General features: G+C 66.5%; 22 protein-coding genes. 7 read left to right on the forward strand and 15 right to left on the reverse strand.

The window, feature by feature from the left end:
• Positions 1-18: 18 nt before the first annotated feature.
• The 7 genes from ATO11_RS12690 to ATO11_RS12720 all read right to left on the reverse strand — a co-directional run bounded on the left by ATO11_RS12690 (position 19) and on the right by ATO11_RS12720 (position 6,330).
• On the reverse strand, positions 19-1,455 hold the full coding sequence (locus ATO11_RS12690; RefSeq protein WP_050531265.1) for a TRAP transporter large permease: 1,437 nt from the start codon (positions 1,453-1,455) through the stop codon (positions 19-21).
• The gene (locus ATO11_RS12695) at positions 1,455-2,018 is read right to left on the reverse strand and encodes a TRAP transporter small permease subunit (RefSeq protein ID WP_082176292.1); all 564 of its coding nucleotides are present in this window, start codon (positions 2,016-2,018) and stop codon (positions 1,455-1,457) included. The genes ATO11_RS12690 and ATO11_RS12695 overlap by 1 nt, the downstream gene beginning before the upstream one ends.
• A gap of 105 nt (positions 2,019-2,123) precedes the next feature.
• Positions 2,124-3,152 (reverse strand): TRAP transporter substrate-binding protein, encoded by a 1,029-nt coding sequence (locus tag ATO11_RS12700; protein WP_050531267.1) that lies wholly within the window; start codon positions 3,150-3,152, stop codon positions 2,124-2,126.
• An 82-nt stretch (positions 3,153-3,234) separates the two neighbouring features.
• Positions 3,235-3,531: a putative quinol monooxygenase gene (locus ATO11_RS12705; protein WP_050531268.1), complete on the reverse strand. Its 297-nt coding sequence runs from the start codon at positions 3,529-3,531 to the stop codon at positions 3,235-3,237.
• A complete protein-coding gene (locus ATO11_RS12710) occupies positions 3,531-4,568 on the reverse strand; it encodes a Gfo/Idh/MocA family protein (RefSeq protein WP_050531269.1) in 1,038 nt (345 codons plus the stop codon). Before ATO11_RS12710 ends, ATO11_RS12705 begins: the two co-directional genes overlap by 1 nt.
• A complete protein-coding gene (locus tag ATO11_RS12715; RefSeq protein WP_050531270.1) occupies positions 4,565-5,656 on the reverse strand; it encodes an isocitrate/isopropylmalate dehydrogenase family protein in 1,092 nt (363 codons plus the stop codon). The genes ATO11_RS12710 and ATO11_RS12715 overlap by 4 nt, the downstream gene beginning before the upstream one ends.
• An 8-nt stretch (positions 5,657-5,664) precedes the next feature.
• Positions 5,665-6,330: a GntR family transcriptional regulator gene (locus ATO11_RS12720; protein ID WP_207382969.1), complete on the reverse strand. Its 666-nt coding sequence runs from the start codon at positions 6,328-6,330 to the stop codon at positions 5,665-5,667.
• A 124-nt stretch (positions 6,331-6,454) separates the two neighbouring features.
• Between ATO11_RS12720 and ATO11_RS12725 the strand changes: the two genes are divergently transcribed.
• From ATO11_RS12725 to ATO11_RS12735, 3 genes are all read left to right on the forward strand, one after another.
• Positions 6,455-7,237, forward strand: a complete 783-nt coding sequence (locus ATO11_RS12725; RefSeq protein ID WP_050531272.1) for an N-acyl homoserine lactonase family protein — start codon at positions 6,455-6,457, stop codon at positions 7,235-7,237.
• A gap of 134 nt (positions 7,238-7,371) precedes the next feature.
• On the forward strand, positions 7,372-9,027 hold the full coding sequence (locus ATO11_RS12730; protein WP_050531273.1) for a Y-family DNA polymerase: 1,656 nt from the start codon (positions 7,372-7,374) through the stop codon (positions 9,025-9,027).
• Positions 9,028-9,066: 39 nt separating this feature from the next.
• Positions 9,067-9,405, forward strand: a complete 339-nt coding sequence (locus ATO11_RS12735) for a DUF2794 domain-containing protein (RefSeq protein ID WP_050531274.1) — start codon at positions 9,067-9,069, stop codon at positions 9,403-9,405.
• An 85-nt stretch (positions 9,406-9,490) separates the two neighbouring features.
• On the opposite strand, the gene speB is transcribed toward ATO11_RS12735, so the two are convergent.
• The 4 genes from speB to ATO11_RS12755 all read right to left on the reverse strand — a co-directional run bounded on the left by speB (position 9,491) and on the right by ATO11_RS12755 (position 13,096).
• Positions 9,491-10,438, reverse strand: a complete 948-nt coding sequence (gene speB / locus ATO11_RS12740) for an agmatinase (protein ID WP_050531275.1) — start codon at positions 10,436-10,438, stop codon at positions 9,491-9,493.
• Positions 10,435-11,268 carry a C40 family peptidase gene (locus ATO11_RS12745; RefSeq protein WP_050531276.1) on the reverse strand — a complete coding sequence of 278 codons (834 nt, stop codon included), beginning with the start codon at positions 11,266-11,268 and terminating at the stop codon, positions 10,435-10,437. The genes speB and ATO11_RS12745 overlap by 4 nt, the downstream gene beginning before the upstream one ends.
• Complete coding sequence (locus tag ATO11_RS12750) at positions 11,265-12,650, reverse strand: leucyl aminopeptidase family protein (protein ID WP_050531277.1); 1,386 nt, start codon at positions 12,648-12,650, stop codon at positions 11,265-11,267. The genes ATO11_RS12745 and ATO11_RS12750 overlap by 4 nt, the downstream gene beginning before the upstream one ends.
• 74 nt (positions 12,651-12,724) lie before the next feature.
• A complete protein-coding gene (locus ATO11_RS12755; RefSeq protein WP_242601412.1) occupies positions 12,725-13,096 on the reverse strand; it encodes a hypothetical protein in 372 nt (123 codons plus the stop codon).
• A 155-nt stretch (positions 13,097-13,251) separates the two neighbouring features.
• Here ATO11_RS12755 and ATO11_RS12760 point away from each other — a divergent pair, with 155 nt between their 5' ends.
• The 3 genes from ATO11_RS12760 (at position 13,252) to ATO11_RS12770 (ending at position 15,257) form a co-directional block, all read left to right on the forward strand.
• Positions 13,252-13,902, forward strand: coding sequence for a carbonic anhydrase (locus tag ATO11_RS12760; protein WP_050531278.1), 651 nt, complete (start codon positions 13,252-13,254; stop codon positions 13,900-13,902).
• A 64-nt stretch (positions 13,903-13,966) separates the two neighbouring features.
• Entirely contained in the window at positions 13,967-14,941 is a 975-nt protein-coding gene (locus tag ATO11_RS12765; RefSeq protein WP_050531279.1) for a sodium-dependent bicarbonate transport family permease, read from the forward strand.
• Positions 14,942-14,945: 4 nt separating this feature from the next.
• A complete protein-coding gene (locus ATO11_RS12770) occupies positions 14,946-15,257 on the forward strand; it encodes a P-II family nitrogen regulator (RefSeq protein WP_050531280.1) in 312 nt (103 codons plus the stop codon).
• 9 nt (positions 15,258-15,266) lie between these two features.
• Here ATO11_RS12770 and ATO11_RS12775 read toward each other — a convergent pair whose 3' ends face one another.
• The 3 genes from ATO11_RS12775 to ATO11_RS12785 form a co-directional block, all read right to left on the reverse strand.
• Positions 15,267-15,629, reverse strand: a complete 363-nt coding sequence (locus tag ATO11_RS12775; RefSeq protein ID WP_050531281.1) for a hypothetical protein — start codon at positions 15,627-15,629, stop codon at positions 15,267-15,269.
• Between the two features lie 178 nt (positions 15,630-15,807).
• Positions 15,808-16,830, reverse strand: a complete 1,023-nt coding sequence (locus ATO11_RS12780) for an aspartate-semialdehyde dehydrogenase (RefSeq protein WP_050531282.1) — start codon at positions 16,828-16,830, stop codon at positions 15,808-15,810.
• Between the two features lie 137 nt (positions 16,831-16,967).
• Positions 16,968-17,510, reverse strand: coding sequence for a rhomboid family intramembrane serine protease (locus ATO11_RS12785; protein WP_242601413.1), 543 nt, complete (start codon positions 17,508-17,510; stop codon positions 16,968-16,970).
• Positions 17,511-17,645: 135 nt separating this feature from the next.
• Between ATO11_RS12785 and ATO11_RS12790 the strand changes: the two genes are divergently transcribed.
• On the forward strand, positions 17,646-19,055 hold the full coding sequence (locus ATO11_RS12790) for a hypothetical protein (RefSeq protein WP_134643114.1): 1,410 nt from the start codon (positions 17,646-17,648) through the stop codon (positions 19,053-19,055).
• 60 nt (positions 19,056-19,115) lie between these two features.
• Here the strand turns inward: ATO11_RS12790 and glpK are convergent, their stop codons facing one another.
• A complete protein-coding gene (glpK, locus tag ATO11_RS12795) occupies positions 19,116-20,597 on the reverse strand; it encodes a glycerol kinase GlpK (protein ID WP_050531284.1) in 1,482 nt (493 codons plus the stop codon).
• Positions 20,598-20,602 lie beyond the last annotated feature (5 nt).

Genomic DNA, 20,602 nt, shown 5'->3' on the forward strand with positions numbered 1-20,602 from the left:
CGTTTGCAGCAATCGCCGCTAGTTGAGCAGCACCCTCGGCAACCACAGCGCGATATCCGGGTAGGCGATCACCAGCGCCAGACCGATCAGCTGCAACAGCACGAAGGGCACGATCCCGCGATAGATCTCCTGGATCTTCACTTCCTTCGGGGCCACCGCCTTCATGTAGAACAGCGCGAACCCGAAGGGCGGCGTCAGGAACGAGGTCTGCAGGTTCACCGCGATCAGGATCGCGAACCAGTAGGTGACCTCGAACTTGTCGACGTGATCCCCGAAATCGAGGCTCGCGATGATCGGCGCAAAGACCGGCAGCACGATCAGCGTGATCTCGATCCAGTCAAAGAAGAAGCCCAGCACAAAGACGATCAGCAGGACGGTGAAGAGCACGCGCCACGCGCCTACGTCCCCGACCCAGCTTTGCACGATCTCGTCCCCGCCGAGGAACCGGAACACGACCGAGAAGATCGTGGCGCCCAGGAAGATGCCAAAGATCATCGCGTTGGTCAGCATCGTGCGGTCCACGACCTCCCGCAACGTGGCGAAGAAAGCGCCAAGCCCCGTCTCGGTCTTCACCGCGTCCTCGCCCGGCTGGTTCAGCGTGAACTCCTTCACGCCCAGCGCCGGCAGGACGACAAGGTTGATGAGGCCCAGCAGAACCGCGCCCATCGCGCCCACGCCCGCCGCCTCCGTCGGGGTGGCCAGACCGCCAAGGATCGACCCCAGCACCATACCGATCAGCACGACCGGCGGCACGAAACTGCGGAAGATCATGCCGATGTAACCCACCGTGGTGGTCGGGCCGATATTGGCCTCGAGCCGCGGCGCCAGCGCCGGATTGATGGTGCAGCGGATCACGATATAGGCAACGTACAGCCCCGCAAGGATCAGCCCCGGAAAGACGGCGGCGACGAACAGGTTGCCCACCGACCGGCTGAGAAGATCGGCCATGATCACCAGCATGATCGACGGCGGGATCAGGATGCCCAGCGTGCCCGACGCAGCGATTGTGCCGGTCGACAGCTCGTGGCTGTAATTCCGCTGGATCATCACCGGCAGGGCCAGCAGGCTCATCATGATGACCGACGCACCGATGATGCCGGTGGTCGCGGCAAGGATCGTGCCCATCAGCGTCACCGCCAGCGCCAGCCCGCCCGGCACGCGCCGCAACACGACCTGCAGACAGTTGAGCAGATCGCGCGCGATGCCCGACCGCTCCAGCATCGTGCCCATGAAGATGAACATCGGGATTGCGGTGAGGATCAGGTTCTCCATCACCCCGCCGAAGATGCGGCTGGGAAGGAGTTTCAGGAAGATCCACTGAAACTCGCCCATCGCCATGCCGATGAAGGCAAAGCCAAGCCCGACACCGCCAAGGATGAAGGCCACCGGGAACCCCGTGAACAGCAGGATGCCCAGCGCCACGAACATGTAGATCGGAAGGTATTCGGCGAACATCAGTGGCCCCCTCCCAGCAACTCTTCTTCCTCGTCAGCGCCCAGCGCGCCGGACAGGCCCGCAAGCGACTTGATGAGTTGCGAAATCCCCGCCAGCAGCAGCATCCCGAACAGGACCAACAGCCCCGCCTTGACGATCCACAGGTTCGACAGGCCGGTCTGCGACTTGGAAATCTCTCCGGAAATGAAGCTCTGCTTCACGAAGGGCCAGCTCAGGTACAGCCCGATCGCCGCATAGGGGATCAGCGCCGCCAACAGTCCGATCACCTCGATCAGGTGCTTGGTGCGATTGCTGAAACTGTCGCGCAACAACTCGATCCGCACATGCGCGTTGCGGGTATAGGCATACCCGATGGCGAACACGATCAGCCCCGAGTGCAGCCAGTATTCGAATTCCTGGATCATGGTGGAGTTCAGCCCCGCGGGCTTCGGCACTCCGAAATAGCGCGTGATCACGTCGTAGCAGACGACCACGACCAGCGCGAAACCCATCCAGCCCCCGATCCCCGCCAGCGTGGCCAGCACCCGGTCTATGACCCGGCTGACGCCCAACAAGCCTTGCATCAGACTATCCTCCCCTCTTGTGGCGCGCGGGGGCTCTCGCGGCCCCGTTGCACGCAAAGGCGGGCCCGGATCACACCGGGCCCGCCAGGTCCTGGACCTTGCGGCTTACTTCAGGTAGCCGAGATTTTTCCACTTCGCGTATTCGCCGCGGAACTGCTGCATGCTGTCCCAGACGTTCTTGAAGTCGGGGTTGGCCGCGATTTCCTCGGCCACGACTTCGTCCCACGCACCGCGGAAGGTGTTCAGCATGTCATCCGACCAGTAGTGGATGGTCACGCCGTTGGCTTCCATTTCCGCCAGCGCCTTGCCCTGGATCGCCTCGCCCTCGGCCAGCTGCGTCGCGGTGTTGGCGCGGCACGCGGTCGAGATCATGGCCCGCTGCGCATCCGTCATGCCATCCCACTTGGCTTTCGAGATCAGCAGCTCCTGGATGGTCGACTGCTGGTGCCAGCCGGGGAAGTAGTAGTGCTTGGCGATGTTGTAGAACCCGAGGTTCTGGTCGATGGCCGGCATCGAGAACTCGGTCGCGTCGATCGTGCCGCGCTCCAGCGCCGGGTAGATGTCACCACCGGCCAGAAGCTGCGTGTCCACGCCCAGTTTCTGCATCACCTTCGCGCCAAGGCCGAAGAAGCGCATCTTCAGACCCTTCAGGTCTTCGGGCGAGTTGATTTCCTTGCGGAACCAGCCCGATGCCTCGGGAGCGATGACGCCACAGACCAGCGACTGGATGCCGTCGCGGTTGTAGATCTCGTTCATCATCTCCTCGCCACCGGCATACCAGTGCCATGCAAGGTATTCACCCGCCGACGGGCCGAAGGGAACGGCGGCGAACAGGTTGTAGGCAGAGTTCTTCGACCCCCAGTAACCCGGCACCGACCAGCCCGCGTCAACCGACCCGTTCGACACGTTGTCGTAGATTTCCAGCGGCGGGACGAGCGCGTTCGGCTCGAAGAATTTCATCTCGATGTCGCCGCCCGAGATCAGGTTCAGCGTGTCCTGCAGTTTCACACCGGCCTGGCCCAGCTGGATCAGCGAACCGGGGAAGGTCGACGGCATGTTCAGGGTGACCTTTTCGGCCATGGCCGTACCGGCCGAGAAGACGGCCACGGTGGCCGCTGCGATAAGATGTTTCATAATGTTCCTCCCAATCAGGCCGAATCTGTCGCGTCGGCCCTTGCTAGTAATTATCGGTGGTAGAGTGCCGAATGGCACATGGTCAACTGGCCGCCTCGCCTCCTTTCCGCCAGCCATATGTTTTCACTGTCTTTTCTTCGATCATGTCCGCGGTCGCGGCGTCGAAATCCCGGAAATGCGCGGTGTCCAGATGCGCGTCGAACGCGGCCCGGTCGGCATAAAGCTCGTACAGGAATACCTCGTTCCCCTCGCGGCAGACGTCGAACTGGTGGCATCCCGCCTCGGTTGCGAGCGAGGTTTCGGCATTGGCAAGCATCCGTGGCAGGAACGCGTCCACCGCGTCCGCCCGCACCCGGAATGTCACGCAGACCGCGTACATCAGCCATGTCCCCCCGTGTCGATCCAGCGCCCCTCCCGCGCCGATGCATAGGCCGCCTCGGCCACCTGCATGACGTGAATGTAGTCCGCCGCCTCGTTTTCCAAGGGCGCGCCGTGGTCGAGGTGGTCGATGACATGCCCAATCAGGAAGGCCACGCAGCCGCCGCCGAAGGTGGTGGGATAGCTGACGCCGTTCTCTCCCACCGGCAGCGCGTCGGTGCTGCCGAAGGCGCGCAGGGTGATCTGGCCGCGTCCATTCAGGCGCAGGACACCGCCCTCGGTCTCTATCTCCATCTCGCCCATGGTCAGGCGCAGGTTGTCGGCGTCGTGATCGACCAGCCGGTTGCCATCGAACTGCGACCGCGCCCCGCCCGCGTGCTCCATCAGCAGCAACCCCGCATCCTCGCCCGCGATCGCGGGGTTGAGCCGCCGCAGGTCGGCGAAGACCCGCGTCACGTCGCCCAGCATCCAGCGGAACGTGTCGATGAAATGCACGCCGGTCTCGTGGATCAGCAGGCGCGGCATGGCCTGGAAGGCGGGCTGGCGATCCAAGTAGGCGTCGGGCCCCCGCCCGTCACCGGGCCGCAAGGCGAACCGCGCCTGGTACACCGCGCCCAGATCGCCTGTGTCCAGCAACGCCTTCATCCGGCGGTACCACGGCTGGAACCGGAAGTTTTCATGCACGACGATCCGCGCGCCCGCCGCCTCCGCCTCGGCGATCACCGCCTGCGCCTCTTCGATCGAGGTGCAGAAGGGCTTCTGGCAGACGATCGGCCGCCCACGCCCAAGGCTCGCGCGGATCAGCTCCGCATGGGCGGGCGGCGGCGCGATGATGTCGACGATGTCGGGCGCGGTCGCCGCGACCATGTCACCCGCCCCGGCAAACCCTTGCGCGCCGGTTTCCACTGCCGCCGCCTCGCGCCGCCCGGCATCCGTGTCGCACACGCCCACGATCCGCACCCGCGCGTCACCCGCCCACGCCGCCACGTGGAACCGGCTGAAATATCCCAGCCCGGCTATGGCGACGCGCAGGGTCATATCCGCGCCTCCAGCGCCGCGACCATCGCGCGGCATCCCATGTCCCCGCCGAACTCCATCGGGCGCAGCTCGCCTTCTGCAAAGCCGCGCTCCACCGCCGCCTCGATCAGCCGCGCCGCTCCGTCATAGGCGGGCTCGTCCCGCCGTTCGCCCAGCCATTCCAGCATCATCGCCCCGGACAGCACCGCCGCCAGCGGGTTCGCCTTGTCCTGCCCCATGATGTCGGGCGCGCTGCCATGGGCGGGCTGAAACAGCGCGTGATCGTCGCCGTATTCGCCGCAGGCCGCCATCCCCATGCCGCCCACCAGCCCGCCCGCAAGGTCCGACAGGATGTCGCCAAAGATGTTCTCCATCACCAGCACGTCCGCCTCCCACGGCTTCCGCACGAGGTCCAGCGCCATCGCGTCGACATAGGCATAGGCGCGCTTGGCGTCCGGGAAATCGCCCGCCACCTCGTCATAGATCTTGCGAAAGAACGCCTGGCTGGTGAACACGTTGGCCTTGTCCACGCAGGTCAGCACTCCGGGCCGCCCCCGCGCGCGGCGCTTCTCGGCCAGCCGGAACCCGAACCGGTGCAGCTTTTCCGTGGTTGTGCGAGAGATGCGCATGATGTCATGCACCGCCTCGTCCCCGAACACCTCCGCCCGTCCATGCACCGCCGCCGAATAGAACAGCCCCTCGGTCGACTCGCGCAGGATCACGAGGTCCAGCCCCGCCGCGCGCGGATCGGCCAGCCTCTGCGGAGCGTTGGGATAGGCCTTGACCGGGCGCACCCCGGCGTACAACTGGAAAAGGTCGCGCAGGCGCAGGTGCGGGCTGATCTCGGTCCCGTCCGCGTGCCGGACCGACGGCAGGCCGATCGCGCCAAGGAAGATCGCCTCTCCCCGCCCCGCCCGCGCCTCGCCATCGGGCTCTATGTCCTGCCCCGTCTTCTTGTAATATTCCGCCCCCGCCGCGATCACGTCCCGCCGCAAGGCGGGCAACCCGACCCGCGCCAGCGCCCGGTCGGCCAGATGCAAAGCGGCCTCCGTCACCTCGACCCCGATCCCGTCTCCGGGGATGACTGCGATATGTGCGGCTTCGGTCATTCGGCTCCTCAGAATTGCGGCAGGCCCATCCGTTCAAGGATGTGCAGAAGTTCCCGCGCCGCCCGCTCGCGGTGGTCGCGGAACAACCGGCGCACGCCCTCGGCATCGCCGCGCCGCAACGCACCGAGGATTTCGCGATGCTCGGCGGTCGACCGGTGCGGCATGTCGCGCATCCGCAAGGTCACCATCCGCGCGCGATGCGCCTGGTCGAACAGGGTGGAGGCGATGGCGGTCAGCCGGTCATTGCCGTGCAATTCCAGCAACGTGCGGTGAAACCGGTCATCCGCCGCCGCCCATGCATCGAGGTCGGGCTTCTCCAGCGCCGCCTCCATGTCCGAGGTCGCCTCTTCCAGCGGGGCCAGCACCTGCGCGTCCGGGCGGCGCAGGGCCAGTTCCGCCGCCGCGTGCGGCTCCAGCGCCGTCAGGATCTCGTAGATGTCGTTCATGTCCGCCGCGCTCACCGGGAGGATGCGCGCGCCGCGTCGCGGGACCAGCTCTACCAGCCCCTCGGCCTGCAGCCGGATCAGCGCCTCGCGCACCGGCGTGCGGCTCATGCCCAGGCGTTCGGCAATCTCTGGCTCGGTTGCCTGGAAACCGGGGAGCAGGCGGTTCGACAGGATCTCGGCCTTCAGCCGCGTATAGGCATCGCCCACCCGGCTTGCACCTTGCTCCATCCCCCTCGCCTGCATCTTGGCGCGCTCCCCCGGTTTGCGCCAAGATCGTTGCAAAGCGGGCGCGAGTCGTCAAATACTTTTATGTATGCATTAATGCGTGCATTGCAGGAATGGAGGACAATCCATGCTCGACAATGGTTTGTGGGACATCTACGCGCTGAAATACGCGGACAGGAACGCGCGCACCCGGTCGGATTCCTTCATCGGCGACGATCATCCCGCCGCGCCGCACGGCATGGATTACTTCGTCTGGGTGCTGTGTAACGGGTCCCGGCAGATCCTTGTGGATACCGGCTATGACGCGGCAGAGGCCGCCCGGCGCAACCGCCCGATCCTGCGCGACCCGGTCGCGGCACTTCAGGCGCTGACCATCGACGCCGCGCGGATCGACACTGTCATCATCACCCACCTGCATTACGATCATGCTGGCGGGCTTGATCGCTACCCGGCGGCCACCTTCCACCTGCAGGCGTCAGAGATGGCCTTTGCCACCGGCCCCTGCATGTGTGACCCCGACCTGCGCGCACCCTTCACCGCCGACCACGTGTGCGACATGGTGCGCCACGTCTATTCCGGCCGCGTGGTGTTCCACCAGGGCGCGGCCGAGGTCGCTCCGGGCGTCACGGTCCACCGCGTCGGCGGCCATTCCAGCGGCTTGCAGGCGGTGCGCGTGATGACGCCGGGCGGGCCAGTCTGCCTCGCCTCGGACGCCGCGCATTACTACGAGAATTTCGAAGCCGGCAAACTCTTCCCCATCGTCTTCGACCGGGCCGAGATGCGGCGCGGCTTCGACCTGATCCGGACGCTCGCGGGCGATCCCGCGCGGGTGATCCCCGGTCACGATCCGCTGGTGCGCGAACGGTTCCCGGCCATCGGCACCAGCGGTTTCGTCTGGAAACTGTCCTGACGCCGCCGCCTCGGGCGAAATGTACAGAACGGACCCCTGAAATGTGCAAATTGTACAGTTTTCGCGGACTCGACTCGGGTCTGATCGGGGGCTATGTTTGCGAACATACCATGAACATCTAGCTGCCATCCTGGATGCCCAAGACCCGAATCCTGTCCCTGTGGTTCCCGCGACTGGGGGCCGAACGGCTGTTGCGGACCGCGCCGCATCTGGCCTCGGTGCCCTTTGCCGTGGTGCGCGATACCGGGCAGATGCAGGTCCTGTCCTCGTTGTCCTTGATGGCCTCGCAAAGGGGCCTGACGCTGGGCCAGCCCCTGCGCGATGCGCAGGCCATGTGCCCGGAATTGCTGACGAAATTGCAGAACCCGCAATCCGAGGCGACGTTCCTTTCGACCCTGCGCCGCTGGGCCGGGAAGTTCTCTCCATGGGTCGCCGAAGAGGCGCCTGACGCGCTCAACATCGACCTGACGGGCTGCGCGCATCTCTTTGGCGGGGAAGAGAAATTGCTGGTGCAGGTGGTCGAGGACTGCGCCGATCTGGGCCTCACCGCCTGCCCCGGCATCGCCGACACGCTGGGCGCGGCATGGGCCCTGGCCCGGTTCGCAGGCCGCGCGCCGGGGGCCGACCGCAGCGGCGACGCCATCGACCAGGAGGCGCGCGCGACCCGCTCCCGCGCCGTCAAACGCCGCCATTGGGAACGCGGCGGCGCCCCGCCTTCTGCCGCGCAACCCCTTGTTCACACGTCACGAATCGCGGCAGTGGGCAAAACGCACTCGGCCCTTGGCCCGCTGCCCATCGCCGCGCTGCGGCTGGAGCCCGAGGTGGTGCAAAGCCTGTCGCGGCTGGGATTGCGGCGGGTGTCGGACCTCAGCGGTCAGCCCCGCGCGGCGCTGGCACGGCGGTTCGGCAAGGGGCTGGTGCTGCGGCTTGACCAGGCGTTCGGATCGGCGCCCGAACCGATCTCTCCGGCCAAGCCCGACATCTCCTTTTCCACCCGCCTGACCCTGCCGGAACCGATCGGGCTGGAAAGCGACATGCAGGCCGCCGTCGATCGCCTTCTGCCGCCCCTCTGTGACGCGTTGCGCCGGGCCGGGCAGGCCGCCCGCGCCGTCCGGCTGGAGGCGCACCGCACCGACGGCACCATGGGCTGGGCGGTGGTGAACCTCGCCCGGCCCGCCGATGTCCCGGACCGCCTGCGCCCACTTTTGTACATGAAGATCAACGAGATAGAGGCGGGTTTCGGGATCGACATGATCCGGCTTGAAGTGACGCGGGCGGAACCGACGCAGGACCGCAAGACCACCGGCCACCTTGATGCGGCGCACGCGGTGTCGCAGCGCCTGGCCCGGAACACCGCGATCGACGACCTGGTGGGGCGGATCGGTGCGCGGATCGGGATGGAGGCGATCACCCGGCGGCATCCGGCCTCGTCCCACCTGCCCGAAAAGGCGGCACAGGTTCTGACGGCGGCGTGGTCCGATGCGGCAGGCCCGTGGCCCCAGCCGCCCGCCGCGCGCCCCCTGCTGCTGCACCGGCCCGAACCGGTGACCGCCCCGGACACCGCGACCGTGCCGCAGGAATTTCGGTGGCGGAACAGGACGTTGCAGGCCGTTGCCGCAACCGGGCCGGAACGCATCGCGCCGGAATGGTGGCTCGACGATCCAGACTGGCGCACCGGCGTGCGGGATTACTGGCAGGTCACCACCGATGCCGGCGACCGCCTGTGGCTCTACTTCGCCCACGGCGCGGACATGTCCCCCGGCTGGTTCTGCCACGGCAGCTTTGCCTGAACACTTGATTTCACGCCGAAACACCGCAACCTTTGGCCCATGAACAGCATCACGCCGATCCCCCTGCGCGCCGCCCCCGACCGGGTCGCCTATCACCGCACCGAACTCGCCCTCATCCTCTCGCTCTATGGCCGCATGGTCGCGGCGGGCGAGTGGCGCGATTACGGGATCTCGTCGCTGAAGGATGTCGCCGTCTTCTCTGTCTTCCGCCGCACCGCCGAGAACCCGCTCTACCGGATCGAGAAGCGCCCCAAGTTGCGCACCAGGCAGGGCCAGTACGCCGTGATCGGCACCGAGGGGCAGGTGCTGAAGCGCGGGCATGACCTGAAGGCCGTGCTGCGCGTGCTGGAGCGCAAGCTGATCCGCGCGGTGGACTGACCCACGGAAGGGGGTCGGATGAGGATCATCCGACCTACGGCGCAGCGGCACATGTAGGTCGGCTGCTTGCCAGCCGACCCCCCGTTCAGACCATCACGCAGAGCAGTTCGAACATCACCGACACGCCGAGGAACGCGGTATTGCCGGACGCGTCGAAGGGCGGTGACACCTCGACCATGTCGGCGCCCGCGATGTTCACGCCCGCCAGTTCCCGCACCACCCACAGCGCGTCGAAGGAGTTCGGCCCGCCCACTTCGGGCGTGCCGGTGCCGGGCGCGAAGGTCGGGTCGACGAAATCGATGTCGTAGCTGACATAGGTGGGCCGATCCCCCACGATCTCCCGCGCCTCGGCCATCACGTCGGCCACGCCCCGCGCCATCAGTTCCTCGATGGGGATGATGCGGATGCCGACCGCCTTGGCGAAGTCGCGGTCTTCGAGGTCGTACATGGTGCCACGGATGCCGATCTGCACCACCCGTTTCGGATCCAGCAGGCCTTCCTCCACCGCGCGGCGGAAGGGCGTGCCGTGGGTGTATTTGTGGCCGCCGAAATAGCCGTCCCACAAATCGGTGTGACTGTCGAAATGCACCATGCCGAGCGGCCGTTCGGCGGCGAGCGCCCGCAGCACCGGCAGCGAGGTCAGGTGATCGCCGCCTGCCGTCAGCGGGCGAATGCCCTGCGCCACGAGGCGTTTGTAAAAGGTCGTGATCCGCTCCATCGAATCCATCAGGTCGACGGGGTTGGGGCCCACGTCGCCAAGGTCGGCGCAATTCGCAACCTCGAACGGGCGCACCATGGTGATGCCGTTCTGCGCGCGGATCATGGTGGAGGCATCGCGGAGTTGCCGGGGCCCGTGGCGCGGGCCCGGTCGGTTGGTCGTTCCGCCATCCCAAGGGACGCCGACCAGCCCGATATCGACCGCCACGCGCCGGGCGTCGTCTTCGGGCAGGTAGGGCAGCCGCATGAAGGTGGGCACGCCGGCAAATCGCGGCAGGTCCATCCCGGACACGGGTTGAAAGAAGGGATCGGTCATGCGGTCTCCAGCGTCGGGCGGGCGATGCACAGGACGTCCTTGCCTTCGGATGCCCGGATGCGCGCCACGCAATCCGACCGTCGTTCGTACGAGACGGCCATGTGGTGGGCATTGGCGTGGATCAGCGTGCGGCTGTCAACGCAGATCGCGACATGGCCCTGCCAGAACAGCAGATCGCCCCGGCGGGCGCGGGACACCGGCGTGAAGGCGGCGCGCTGCTGGTCGCTGTCGCCGGGGCAGTCGGTGCCGCAGGCGCGCAGCGCCGCCTGCACCAGGCCCGAACAATCGATCCCGTCCGCTGAATTGCCGCCCCACAGGTACGGCGTACCCAGCAGCCGTTCCGCCACGGCAACCATGTCGGTTTCCGGGGCCGAGAGGGGGCGCAGGTGCCCGTCCGGGATGAACAGCCCGGCATCGGTCTGCGCAAACCCGTCCGCCGCCGCGACGCATGTGACCCGCGCGCCAAGCGACAGGCGCAAGGGCGCCGGTTGCTTGATGTCGGGCGCGCTGAACCCGAGTGTCGCACGGACGCAGACCTCGTGCGTCGGGTCCGGCCCGTCCCCGACCGCCGAGGCGTCGACATATCCCACGTAGCCGCCGCGTTCGGCCTGGCCGAAGGCGCGTCCGTCCTGCACGTCCAGCACCCTGAACCGGTCACCGTAAAGAAGCTGGCGGTCGAGCATGCCGCCGGTCGAGGCGCAATGCAGGTCGGCGACGGGACGCGCGATGCGCCTGTCGTCGCCCTGCACGAACCGGTCCGCCGTGGCTTTGCCTTCCAGCTCGTCCGCCGCCACCCGCCCGTTCGACGGCCAGAGCCGGGGATCGGTCACAGGCCCAGCAGCCGGGGCAGCGCCGCGTAAAGCGCGCGCGGCCCCTGCCCGACCCCGCCCTTGGGCCGCGCGGGTGCGGGTTTGGGCTGCCATGAATAGATGTCGAAATGCATGTACCGCGCGTCGCCGACGAAGCGGCGCAGGAACAGCGCGGCGGTGATCGAGCCCGCGAACCCGCCCGCCGGCGCGTTATCCAGATCGGCGATCCCCGGTTCGATCATCGGTTCATACGGGTCCCAGAACGGCATGCGCCACACCGGGTCGGCGACCTTGCGCGCGGCGGCGTGCAGGGCGTCGGCGTCACCGTCTTCGGTGGCGTAGAACGGGGCGAGGTCGGGGCCCAGCGCCACGCGGGCGGCCCCGGTGAGCGTGGCCATCGACACGATGAGGTCGGTCGGTTCCTCGACCGCCAGTGCAAGCGCATCGGCGAGCACCAGCCGCCCTTCGGCATCGGTGTTGTTGACCTCGACCGTCATGCCGTTGCGCGCGGTCAGGATGTCGCCGGGGCGGAAGCTGGACCCGCTGACCGAATTCTCGACCGCCGGGACCAGCACACGCAGGCGCACGGGCAGGTTCATCGCCATGATGGTGCGCGCAAGGCCAAGGACATTGGCCGCGCCACCCATGTCCTTTTTCATCAGCGCCATGGAGTTGCCGGGCTTGAGGTTCAGACCGCCCGTGTCGAAACAGACGCCCTTGCCCACGAGCGTCAGTTGCGGCCCGGCGGAGCCCCATCGAAACTCGATCAGTCGCGGCGCATGCGCGGCTGCGCGGCCCACGGCGTGGATCATCGGGAAGTTCTGCGCCAGCAGGTCGTCGCCTTCGATCACAGTGCAGGACACACCGAAGGCTTGCGCGAGTTCTTCCGCCGCGGCGGCGAGGTCGGGCGGGCCCATGTCGGCGGCGGGGGTGTTGACGAGATCGCGGGTCAGGCATTCGGAGGCGGCGAGCGTTTCCAGTTCGGCCGCATCCACGCCGTCCGGCGCGACCATTTGGGCAAGCTCTGCGGCGTCGGACGCGCGGTAGCGACGAAAGCCGTAGCCTGCGAGCAACCAGCCAAGCGCCTCGACCGACGGATCGGCGTCGGCATGCGTGGTGTCCAGCGTGTAGGTGCCAACCGGCAGGGTCGACCGGGCCCCGCCCAGCACAAAGCGTTGGCGGGCGAGGTCCTGCGCGCCGCCAAAGCCCACGAGCGCCCCGGCGACACCGCCATCGGCACCGGGCAGGGCCACGACCTGTCCAGCGGCCCCGGTGAACCCGGCATTGCCCGCCCAGTCACGCGCGGCGTCGGGCAAGGCCTCCAGCGCGGCCCCGACCCTGTCGGACGCAACGAGGTAGAGCGGAACGGCGGGTTCCGAGGCCGGGGCGAACGTGCAGGTCATGGGGCAAATCCTTCAGGTTTCGCCGCAGCCTATCGGCTTTGCCCGCCGTCGCAAGCCCTGCCCGGATTGCCGGGTCAGACAGACAGGTCCTGCGTGTCCCAAAGCGCCGAAAGCGAGCGATCGCCAACGCGCATCAGCCGCGCATGGGTTGCCGCCAAGGCGACACCGTCGCCACCATCGATGCAGTCCACCACGTCGCGCGACACGGTGGCGAGCGTCGTCATCCCGATCTGGTCCGCGACCGAGACCAGCCCGCGCGTCGTCTTGCGCATGTCCTCGAGCGAGGCGAGCCGCGCGGTTTGCGCGATGGTGGCCAGCCGCTCTGCCATGTCTTCCAGCGCGCGGCACACCACGTCCTCCGCACCGTTCAATCCCAGCTGCTTGCACAAGTCCTGCACGCAACCGTGGTCCAGACGAACCACCTCGCGCGGCGCCAACTTCGTCACCTGTGACACATTCTCACCCTTGATCCCAAGGCCCCCGCCTCGGGCGCACCGTGCCACCGGCACCTTCACAAAACCTTGCCGGCCGTGCGGCTTTTCCACTCGAAATCTATGCAATTCCACGGTATCGGGACGCACGGCAAACGCACGAGGTCGCGATGAACAGGATCAAGCCCCTCCCCGGTTACATGGTGCAGCGCTACCATGGATGGCGGGCGACGCAGTATTCGGAAAACCAGGCTTGGTACAAACGTCTCGCCGATGAAGGCCAGCGGCCCCGCGCGATGATCATCTCGTGCTGCGACAGCCGCGTGCAGGCCACGCAATTGTTCGGTGCCGATCAGGGTGAGTTCTTCATGCACCGCAACGTGGCGAACCTTGTCCCGCCGTTCGAACCGGACGGGCAGGCGCACGGCACCTCGGCGGCGCTGGAATATGCCGTGACCGCTCTCAAGGTCGCGCATGTCGTCGTGCTGGGCCATTCGCATTGCGGCGGCGTTCAGGGGTGCCTCGACATGTGTTCCGGCAACGCGCCCGAGCTTGAGGACAATTCAAGCTTCGTGGGTCGCTGGATGGACATTCTGCGCCCCGGCTATGACCGCGTCGCGGGCAAGCACGAAGCCGCCGACCTGCCCGCCGCGCTTGAAAAGGAAGGCATCCTCGTTTCGCTGGAAAACCTTCTGACCTTCCCCTTCGTGGTCAAGGCAGTCGAGGCGGGCGATCTGGCCCTGCACGGGGTCTGGAACGACATCGGTACCGGATCGCTTTACGCCTATGACAGCGACAGCGACGGTTTCGTGGCCGTCTGACCTTTACATCCCGCGCGGGCCACTTATCTGAACGCTTGTTCATTTCAAGCGGAGCCCGCGCCGGATGTTCGATCTTGCCCTAGCCAACCTGTTGTCACCGGTCGTGCTCAGCTTCGTGCTGGGCCTCGGGGCGGCGCTGGCGCGATCCGATCTGTCGGTGCCCGAGGCGGTCGCCAAGGCCATGTCGCTCTACCTGCTCTTTGCCATCGGATTCAAAGGCGGGGTCAGCGTGGCCGATCACGGGGTGGACGGCACGCTGGGCCTCGCGCTTCTGGGCGGCGTCGTCCTGTCCGCCGCACTGCCGCTTGTCGCGTTCGGCATCCTGCGGGCGGTGTCGGGGCTCGACCGCACCGCCGCCGCCGCAGTGGCCGCGCATTATGGCTCCATCTCGATCGTGACCTTCGTGGCGGGGACCGCGATTCTCGACAGTCGCGGCATCGTGTTTGAAGGCTACATGGTCGCCGTCGCCGCCGCGATGGAGGCGCCGGCCATCCTCACCGCTCTCTGGCTCGTCGCCCGGAAGTCCGAAGCAACGCAATCGCAGGGGCGCGGAGAACTGCTGCACGAAGTCCTTTTGAATGGCTCCATCGTGCTGCTGATCGGAGCCTTCGCCATCGGCTGGATCACCGGCCCGGCGGGCCTTGCCCAGATCGACAGTTTCATCGTCGCGCCCTTCACCGGCGTGCTGTGCCTGTTCCTGCTGGACATGGGGCTGGTCGCTGGTCGCGGCATGCGGCAGGGGCGCGGCGTGCTGGACAAGGGGGCGCTCGCCTTCGGCCTCGTGATGCCGCTGATCGGCGCGACGGCGGGCCTGGGCGTGGGCCTGTTGCTGGGAATGTCCGCAGGCGGGATCGCGCTGTTCATGGTGCTGGCGGCGTCGGCCTCTTACATCGCCGTGCCTGCCGCGATGCGGGTGGCGCTGCCGCAGGTGAACCCGGCGATCTACCTCACCCTGTCACTTGCCGTGACTTTCCCCTTCAACCTGACCATCGGTCTGCCGCTTTATGTTACGCTGGCCGAAGCCCTGACCGGAGGCTGAGCCCATGCAGACCCATGCCGCCAAGCGCGTCGAGATCACGATCGAAACGGTGATGCAGGCCCGCCTGACGCGGGCGCTGGAGGAGGCCGGGGTGACCGGCTACACGATCCTGCCCGTGCTGGGCGGATCGGGGCGGTCGGGCGGGTGGTCCCGTTCGGGTCAGGTGAGCCGCGCCTCGGGCATGGTGCAGGTGATCTGCATCATACGGCCCGAACGGCTGGACCCGCTGCTTGAAGCGGCCTTTGCCGTGGTCGAGCCGCATATCGGCGTCGTCACCATCACCGACGCGCAGGTGCTACGCGCCGAACGGTTCTGACCGCGACGCTCAGTGCAGGAAGTCGCCCGACAACCCGCCCGGAAGCGCGACGATCTGCGGACGGCCCAGCCGCGCCGACATCTCTTTCAGCGGCGTGCCCAGGAACTTGCCCGTGCAGATGGCCACGCCGGTCGCGATGTCGGTCAGCACCATGTGTCCCTTGCGGAACGTCAGGCCGAACCCCTTCGCCGCCAGCTTCTTCTGAAGCTCGCGCCAATCGCCCGCGGTGCGGAAGATCGGGGCAACCACGCTGCGCAGGGCAGCCGCCGCTTCGGAGTTCAGGGCATCGACGCCGGACGTTGCCGACCACGGTGAGGATGCGGTGTCACGGTCTTGCGACGGACCGTTCGTGGCATTCATATACGTGTACATAGCGGAATCCCTTCGTTTCCCTGTTGGAAACATCCGCTATGATTCGGGCCGAAATGGTTCGCTATCAGGGAAATTTACGCAAGGTCCGCCGCAGATTTGCCCAGAATGGCGCAAGTCTTGATTGCGCGAATGCAAAGGGGCCGCGCATCGCACGGCCCCTTGCAGGATGTCTGACGCCTCAGCCTTTCTTGAGACACTCGCGTCCCAGAAGCTCGGCGATCTGCACGGCGTTCAGCGCAGCGCCCTTGCGCAGGTTGTCGCTGACGCACCAGAAGTTCAGGCCGTTGTCGATCGTCGAATCCTGGCGGATGCGGCTGATGAACGTGGCGAAATCACCCACGCATTCGACGGGCGTGACATAACCACCGTCCTCGCGCTTGTCGATCACCATGAGGCCGGGCGATTCACGCAGGATGTCGCGCGCTTCGTCCTCGTCGAGGAAATCCTCGGTCTCGATGTTCACCGCCTCGGAATGGCCGACGAAGACCGGGACGCGCACGCAGGTTGCCGTGACCTTGATCGACGGGTCGACGATCTTCTTCGTCTCGGCCACCATCTTCCACTCTTCCTTGGTCGATCCGTCTTCCATGAAGACGTCGATGTGCGGGATGACGTTGAAGGCGATCTGCTTGGTGAACTGCTTGGGCGGCTTGTCGTCGGTGGGGTTGTAGACGGCTTTCGTCTGGTCCCACAGCTCGTCCATGCCGCCCTTGCCCGCGCCGGACACGGATTGGTACGTCGACACCACGACGCGCTTGATCTTCGCCCGGTCGTGCAGCGGCTTCAGCGCGACGACCATCTGCGCGGTCGAACAGTTCGGGTTCGCGATGATGTTCTTCTTGGCATAGTCGTGGATGGCCTCGGGGTTCACCTCGGGCACGATCAGCGGGATGTCGGGGTCGTAGCGGTAGAGCGACGAGTTATCGATCACCACGCAGCCCGCCTTCGCGGCCTTGGGCGCATGTTCCTTGGTTGCCGCCGACCCCACGGCCCACAGCGACAGGTCCCACCCGGTGAAATCGAATGTCGCAAGGTCCTGTGTCTTGAGCGTCTTGTCGCCGAATGTGACTTCCGTGCCCAGCGATTTGCGGGATGCCAGAACGGCGATCTCGTCCACCGGGAACTCGCGCTCGGCGAGGATGTTCAGCATTTCGCGGCCCACGTTGCCCGTGGCGCCGACGACGACGACTTTGTAGCCCATGACGGGGTCCTTTTCGATTGTCGGCTTGGCCCGGACGGGAGTGTCCGGGTCCGCGGCGATGTACCGGAGGCTCGGCGGAAGGGAAAGGGCGTTTTCATCCGCGCGCGTTCACGGCTGCGGCCTGTCGCGTGGCGGCCTCAGGCGCGGCGGCGCAACAGGATGGCGGCGGCGAGGCCGGCGAGGGCTCCGAAGAGGTGCGCCTCCCAGCTGATCCCCTCCTGCCCCGGCAGGACGCCCCAGACCATCGTGCCATAGATGACGGCCACGCCGATGGCGGCGATCAGCGGCACCGCGCGCCGTTCGACCACGCCGCGCGCGATGAGGAAACCGAACCAGCCAAAGATCAGCCCCGACGCCCCCACGTGCAGCGCCTTACCCGCGAACAGCCAGACGGCAAGGCCGCCGCCAAGGACGATGATCGCGGTGGCCAGCAGCGCGTCGCGATGCGCGGTCAGCACGACCACGGCGCCAAGCACAGCAAGCGGCGCGGTATTCGCGGCGGCATGCGCGACCGAGCCGTGCAGGAGCGGCATGAACAGAACGCCATCAAGCCCCGCGACATGCCGTGGGATCAGGCCGAGGCGCGGGTTCAGCGCGTAGCCGGAAATCAGGTTCACGGCCTCGAACCCCCATATCGCCACCAGAAGCGCGGCGATCCAGACAAACCTTTCAAGACGCACAGGCGCAATCCTCCGATCCGCAAGAGTGCCATGCAACGCCCGAAGGTCGAGGTACGGAAATCCCGACTACGTGGCGCGGCATCGCGTTCTCTAGATTGCTAATCATAGTAATCAAAAATTAATATGGAGAATAAATTGCCTTTTGGACTCGTCTCTTACCAGTCGCCCGTATCGTCGCTGACGGTCTATGGCTCTGATCTCTCACAGATCACCGGATGCCTGAACATCCGCGTGACGATCCTGCAGAACGGCGCGCAGGTCGCAACCGGCGTGGCGCAGGTGGTGAACGATGAATTCACCATCGATCTTGCCCCTCCGTCGTCGATGAAATGCGGAGAGAACGTCACGCTTGAGCTGCGGTGCGAGGACGACAACAGCCTGATAACCTCGGACATATACCCGATCCTGTGCCAGACGACCTGCCCGGCGGTCACGATCCTTTACACCCAGACCAGCACCTATTGCGACAGCGCCGGGCTGAAGACGGTGACGGTCGTGTTCGACGTGGACCCGGTTGGCGCGGTCACGGTGCGCGACAATTCCGGCACCGTGATCTACACGTCGAACGCCGCCGCGGGGACGGTGCAGGCCAGCGGCACCTATCCGTCCGGCGCCATCGTCAGCTTTACCATCGACACCGACACCCCGCCCGATTGCGGATCGGTTTCGGTGCCGGGGATCATGGTCAGCGACTGTCCCAGCGGCAACCTGTGCCCCACCGCGCAATGGAACACCTCTATCGGGGATTGCGGGCCGGACGGGACGCGGGACATCACCGTGTCCCTGACCATGAACAACCCGTCGGGCAATGCGTTCACGGCGAACGTGCTGCGGGACGGGCAGGTCGTGGGGCAGGTGAGCAATTCCACACCCAGCTTCTCCGAGTCGTTCCAGTCCTCAGGCACCAGCGCCGACTACACCGTCGATTTCTCGACCAGCGTGGGGTGCAGCGCGCTGACGAACACCGTGTCCTTCCCGGCATGTTCGACAGGTGATCCCACCGATCCGACCGACCCCACGGATCCAACCGATCCGACCGATCCCGCAACGCCGTCTGACGACGATCCGAAATGCGCGCTGTGCAAGGCCTGTTCGGACGTCATCGTGCGCATCATGTCGGATGCCGGGAAACCCAAGTTCGCGATCCGCTGGCGGGTGATCCTGTGCTGCATCCTGACCGTCATCGCGGCGCTCCTGATCGCGTTCAAGATCGTGACCGTGTTCAATTGCGGCGGCTTTCCTGGTGTGAACTCCAACAGCACCGGAGGCACCATCATCGAGGTGCTCAGCGGTTATCTTGGATTGACGCTGATCATGGGGCTTCTGCTTCTGGTCTGTAACGTCTGCTGCATGGTCTGCGCGCTGCTATGGGGCCTGATCATCGGCGTGCTGTTCGTCATCGGCCAATGGGTCGCGTCCGGTTTCACGACCCTGCCGCCATGCACGTTCGGCCCCACCTTCTGGGATTCGGGGCTGTTCTACGTGATCGTGGCGATCATCCTGCTGGGCGGGCTGCGCACCGCCTGCAAGGCGATCCAGCAATAGCCCGCAAATAAGGCGCGCCCGGCATCGTGGGGCGCGTCTAACCATTGTCGCTTACGGTCGTCAGACCGCCTGCGTCGCGGCAACGGCGCGCTGCCAGCGGGCATAGCGCGCGGTGCGCACCTCGTCGTCCATCGCGGGTTTGAACCGGCGGTCGAGCGCCCAAGTGTCGGCGAACTCGTCCATGCCGGGATAGACCCCGGCCTTCATGCCCGCGAGCCATGCCGCGCCCACGGCGGTCGTTTCCAGAACCTTGGGGCGGTCGACCGGCGCATCGAGGATGTCGGCGAGGAACTGCATGGTCCAGTCGCTGGCCGTCATGCCGCCGTCGACGCGCAGGACCGCCTCGCCCCGGCCGCCCATGTCCTTCTGCATCGCTTCCATCAGGTCGCGGGTCTGGAAGCCCACGCTTTCCAGCGCGGCGCGGGCGAATTCGGCGGGGCCGGAATTGCGGGTCAGGCCGAACACGGCGCCCCTGCAATCCGGTTTCCAGTAGGGCGCGCCGAGCCCGGTGAAGGCGGGGACAAGGATCACGTCCTGCTTGTCGTCGGCCTGATCCGCCAGCGCCTGCGTATCCGGCGCGGCCTTGATCACCTTCAGCCCGTCGCGCAGCCACTGCACGACCGCGCCCGCGATGAAGATCGACCCTTCCAGCGCGTAAGTCGGCTTGCCGTCCAGCTGGTAGGCGATGGTGGTGAGCAGCCGGTTGTGCGAGGTCACGGCCTCGTCGCCCGTGTTCAGCAGCGCGAAACATCCTGTCCCGTAGGTGGATTTCAGCATGCCGGGCTGGAAACAGGCCTGCCCGACCGTGGCGGCCTGCTGGTCGCCCGCCACGCCGAGGATCGGCAGCGAGGCGCCAAGGTGTTCGGCGCTGGCCATGCCGAATTCGGCGGCGCAGTCCAGCACCTTCGGCAGCATCGAGGTCGGCACGCCAAGGATGTCGCAGACGGTGGTCGACCAGTGGCCCTTGTGGATGTCGTACATCAGCGTGCGCGCGGCGTTGGTCGCGTCGGTCACGTGGTTGCCGCCGGTCAACCGCCAGATCAGGAAGCTGTCGACCGTGCCGAACAGAAGCTCCCCGGCCTCGGCGCGCGCGCGGGCGCCTTCGACGTTGTCGAGGATCCACGCCACTTTCGTGCCCGAGAAATACGGGTCGAGCAGCAGGCCGGTGCGTTGGGTGACTTCGGCCTCGTGCCCCGCCTCTTTCAGGGCGGCGCAGGTGTCGGCGGTGCGGCGGTCCTGCCAGACGATGGCGTTATAGATGGGCCGGCCCGTGGCCTTGTCCCACACGATCGTGGTCTCACGCTGGTTGGTGATCCCGATGGCCTTGATGTCGGTCGGGTCGAGGCCCGCATCGGCAATCGCGGCGGCGCAGGTGCGCAGGGTGGTCTGCCACAGGTCTTCAGGATCGTGCTCCACCCAGCCGGAGGCCGGGAAATGCTGCGTGAACTCTTCCTGTGCCGTGGCGACGGGCTGCATGGAGCCGTTGAACACGATGGCACGGGTCGAGGTCGTGCCCTGGTCGATGGCAAGGATATGGGTCATGAGGG

This window comes from Pseudaestuariivita atlantica (genome assembly GCF_001205715.1).
GTDB classification, from domain to species: Bacteria; Pseudomonadota; Alphaproteobacteria; order Rhodobacterales; family Rhodobacteraceae; genus Pseudaestuariivita; species Pseudaestuariivita atlantica.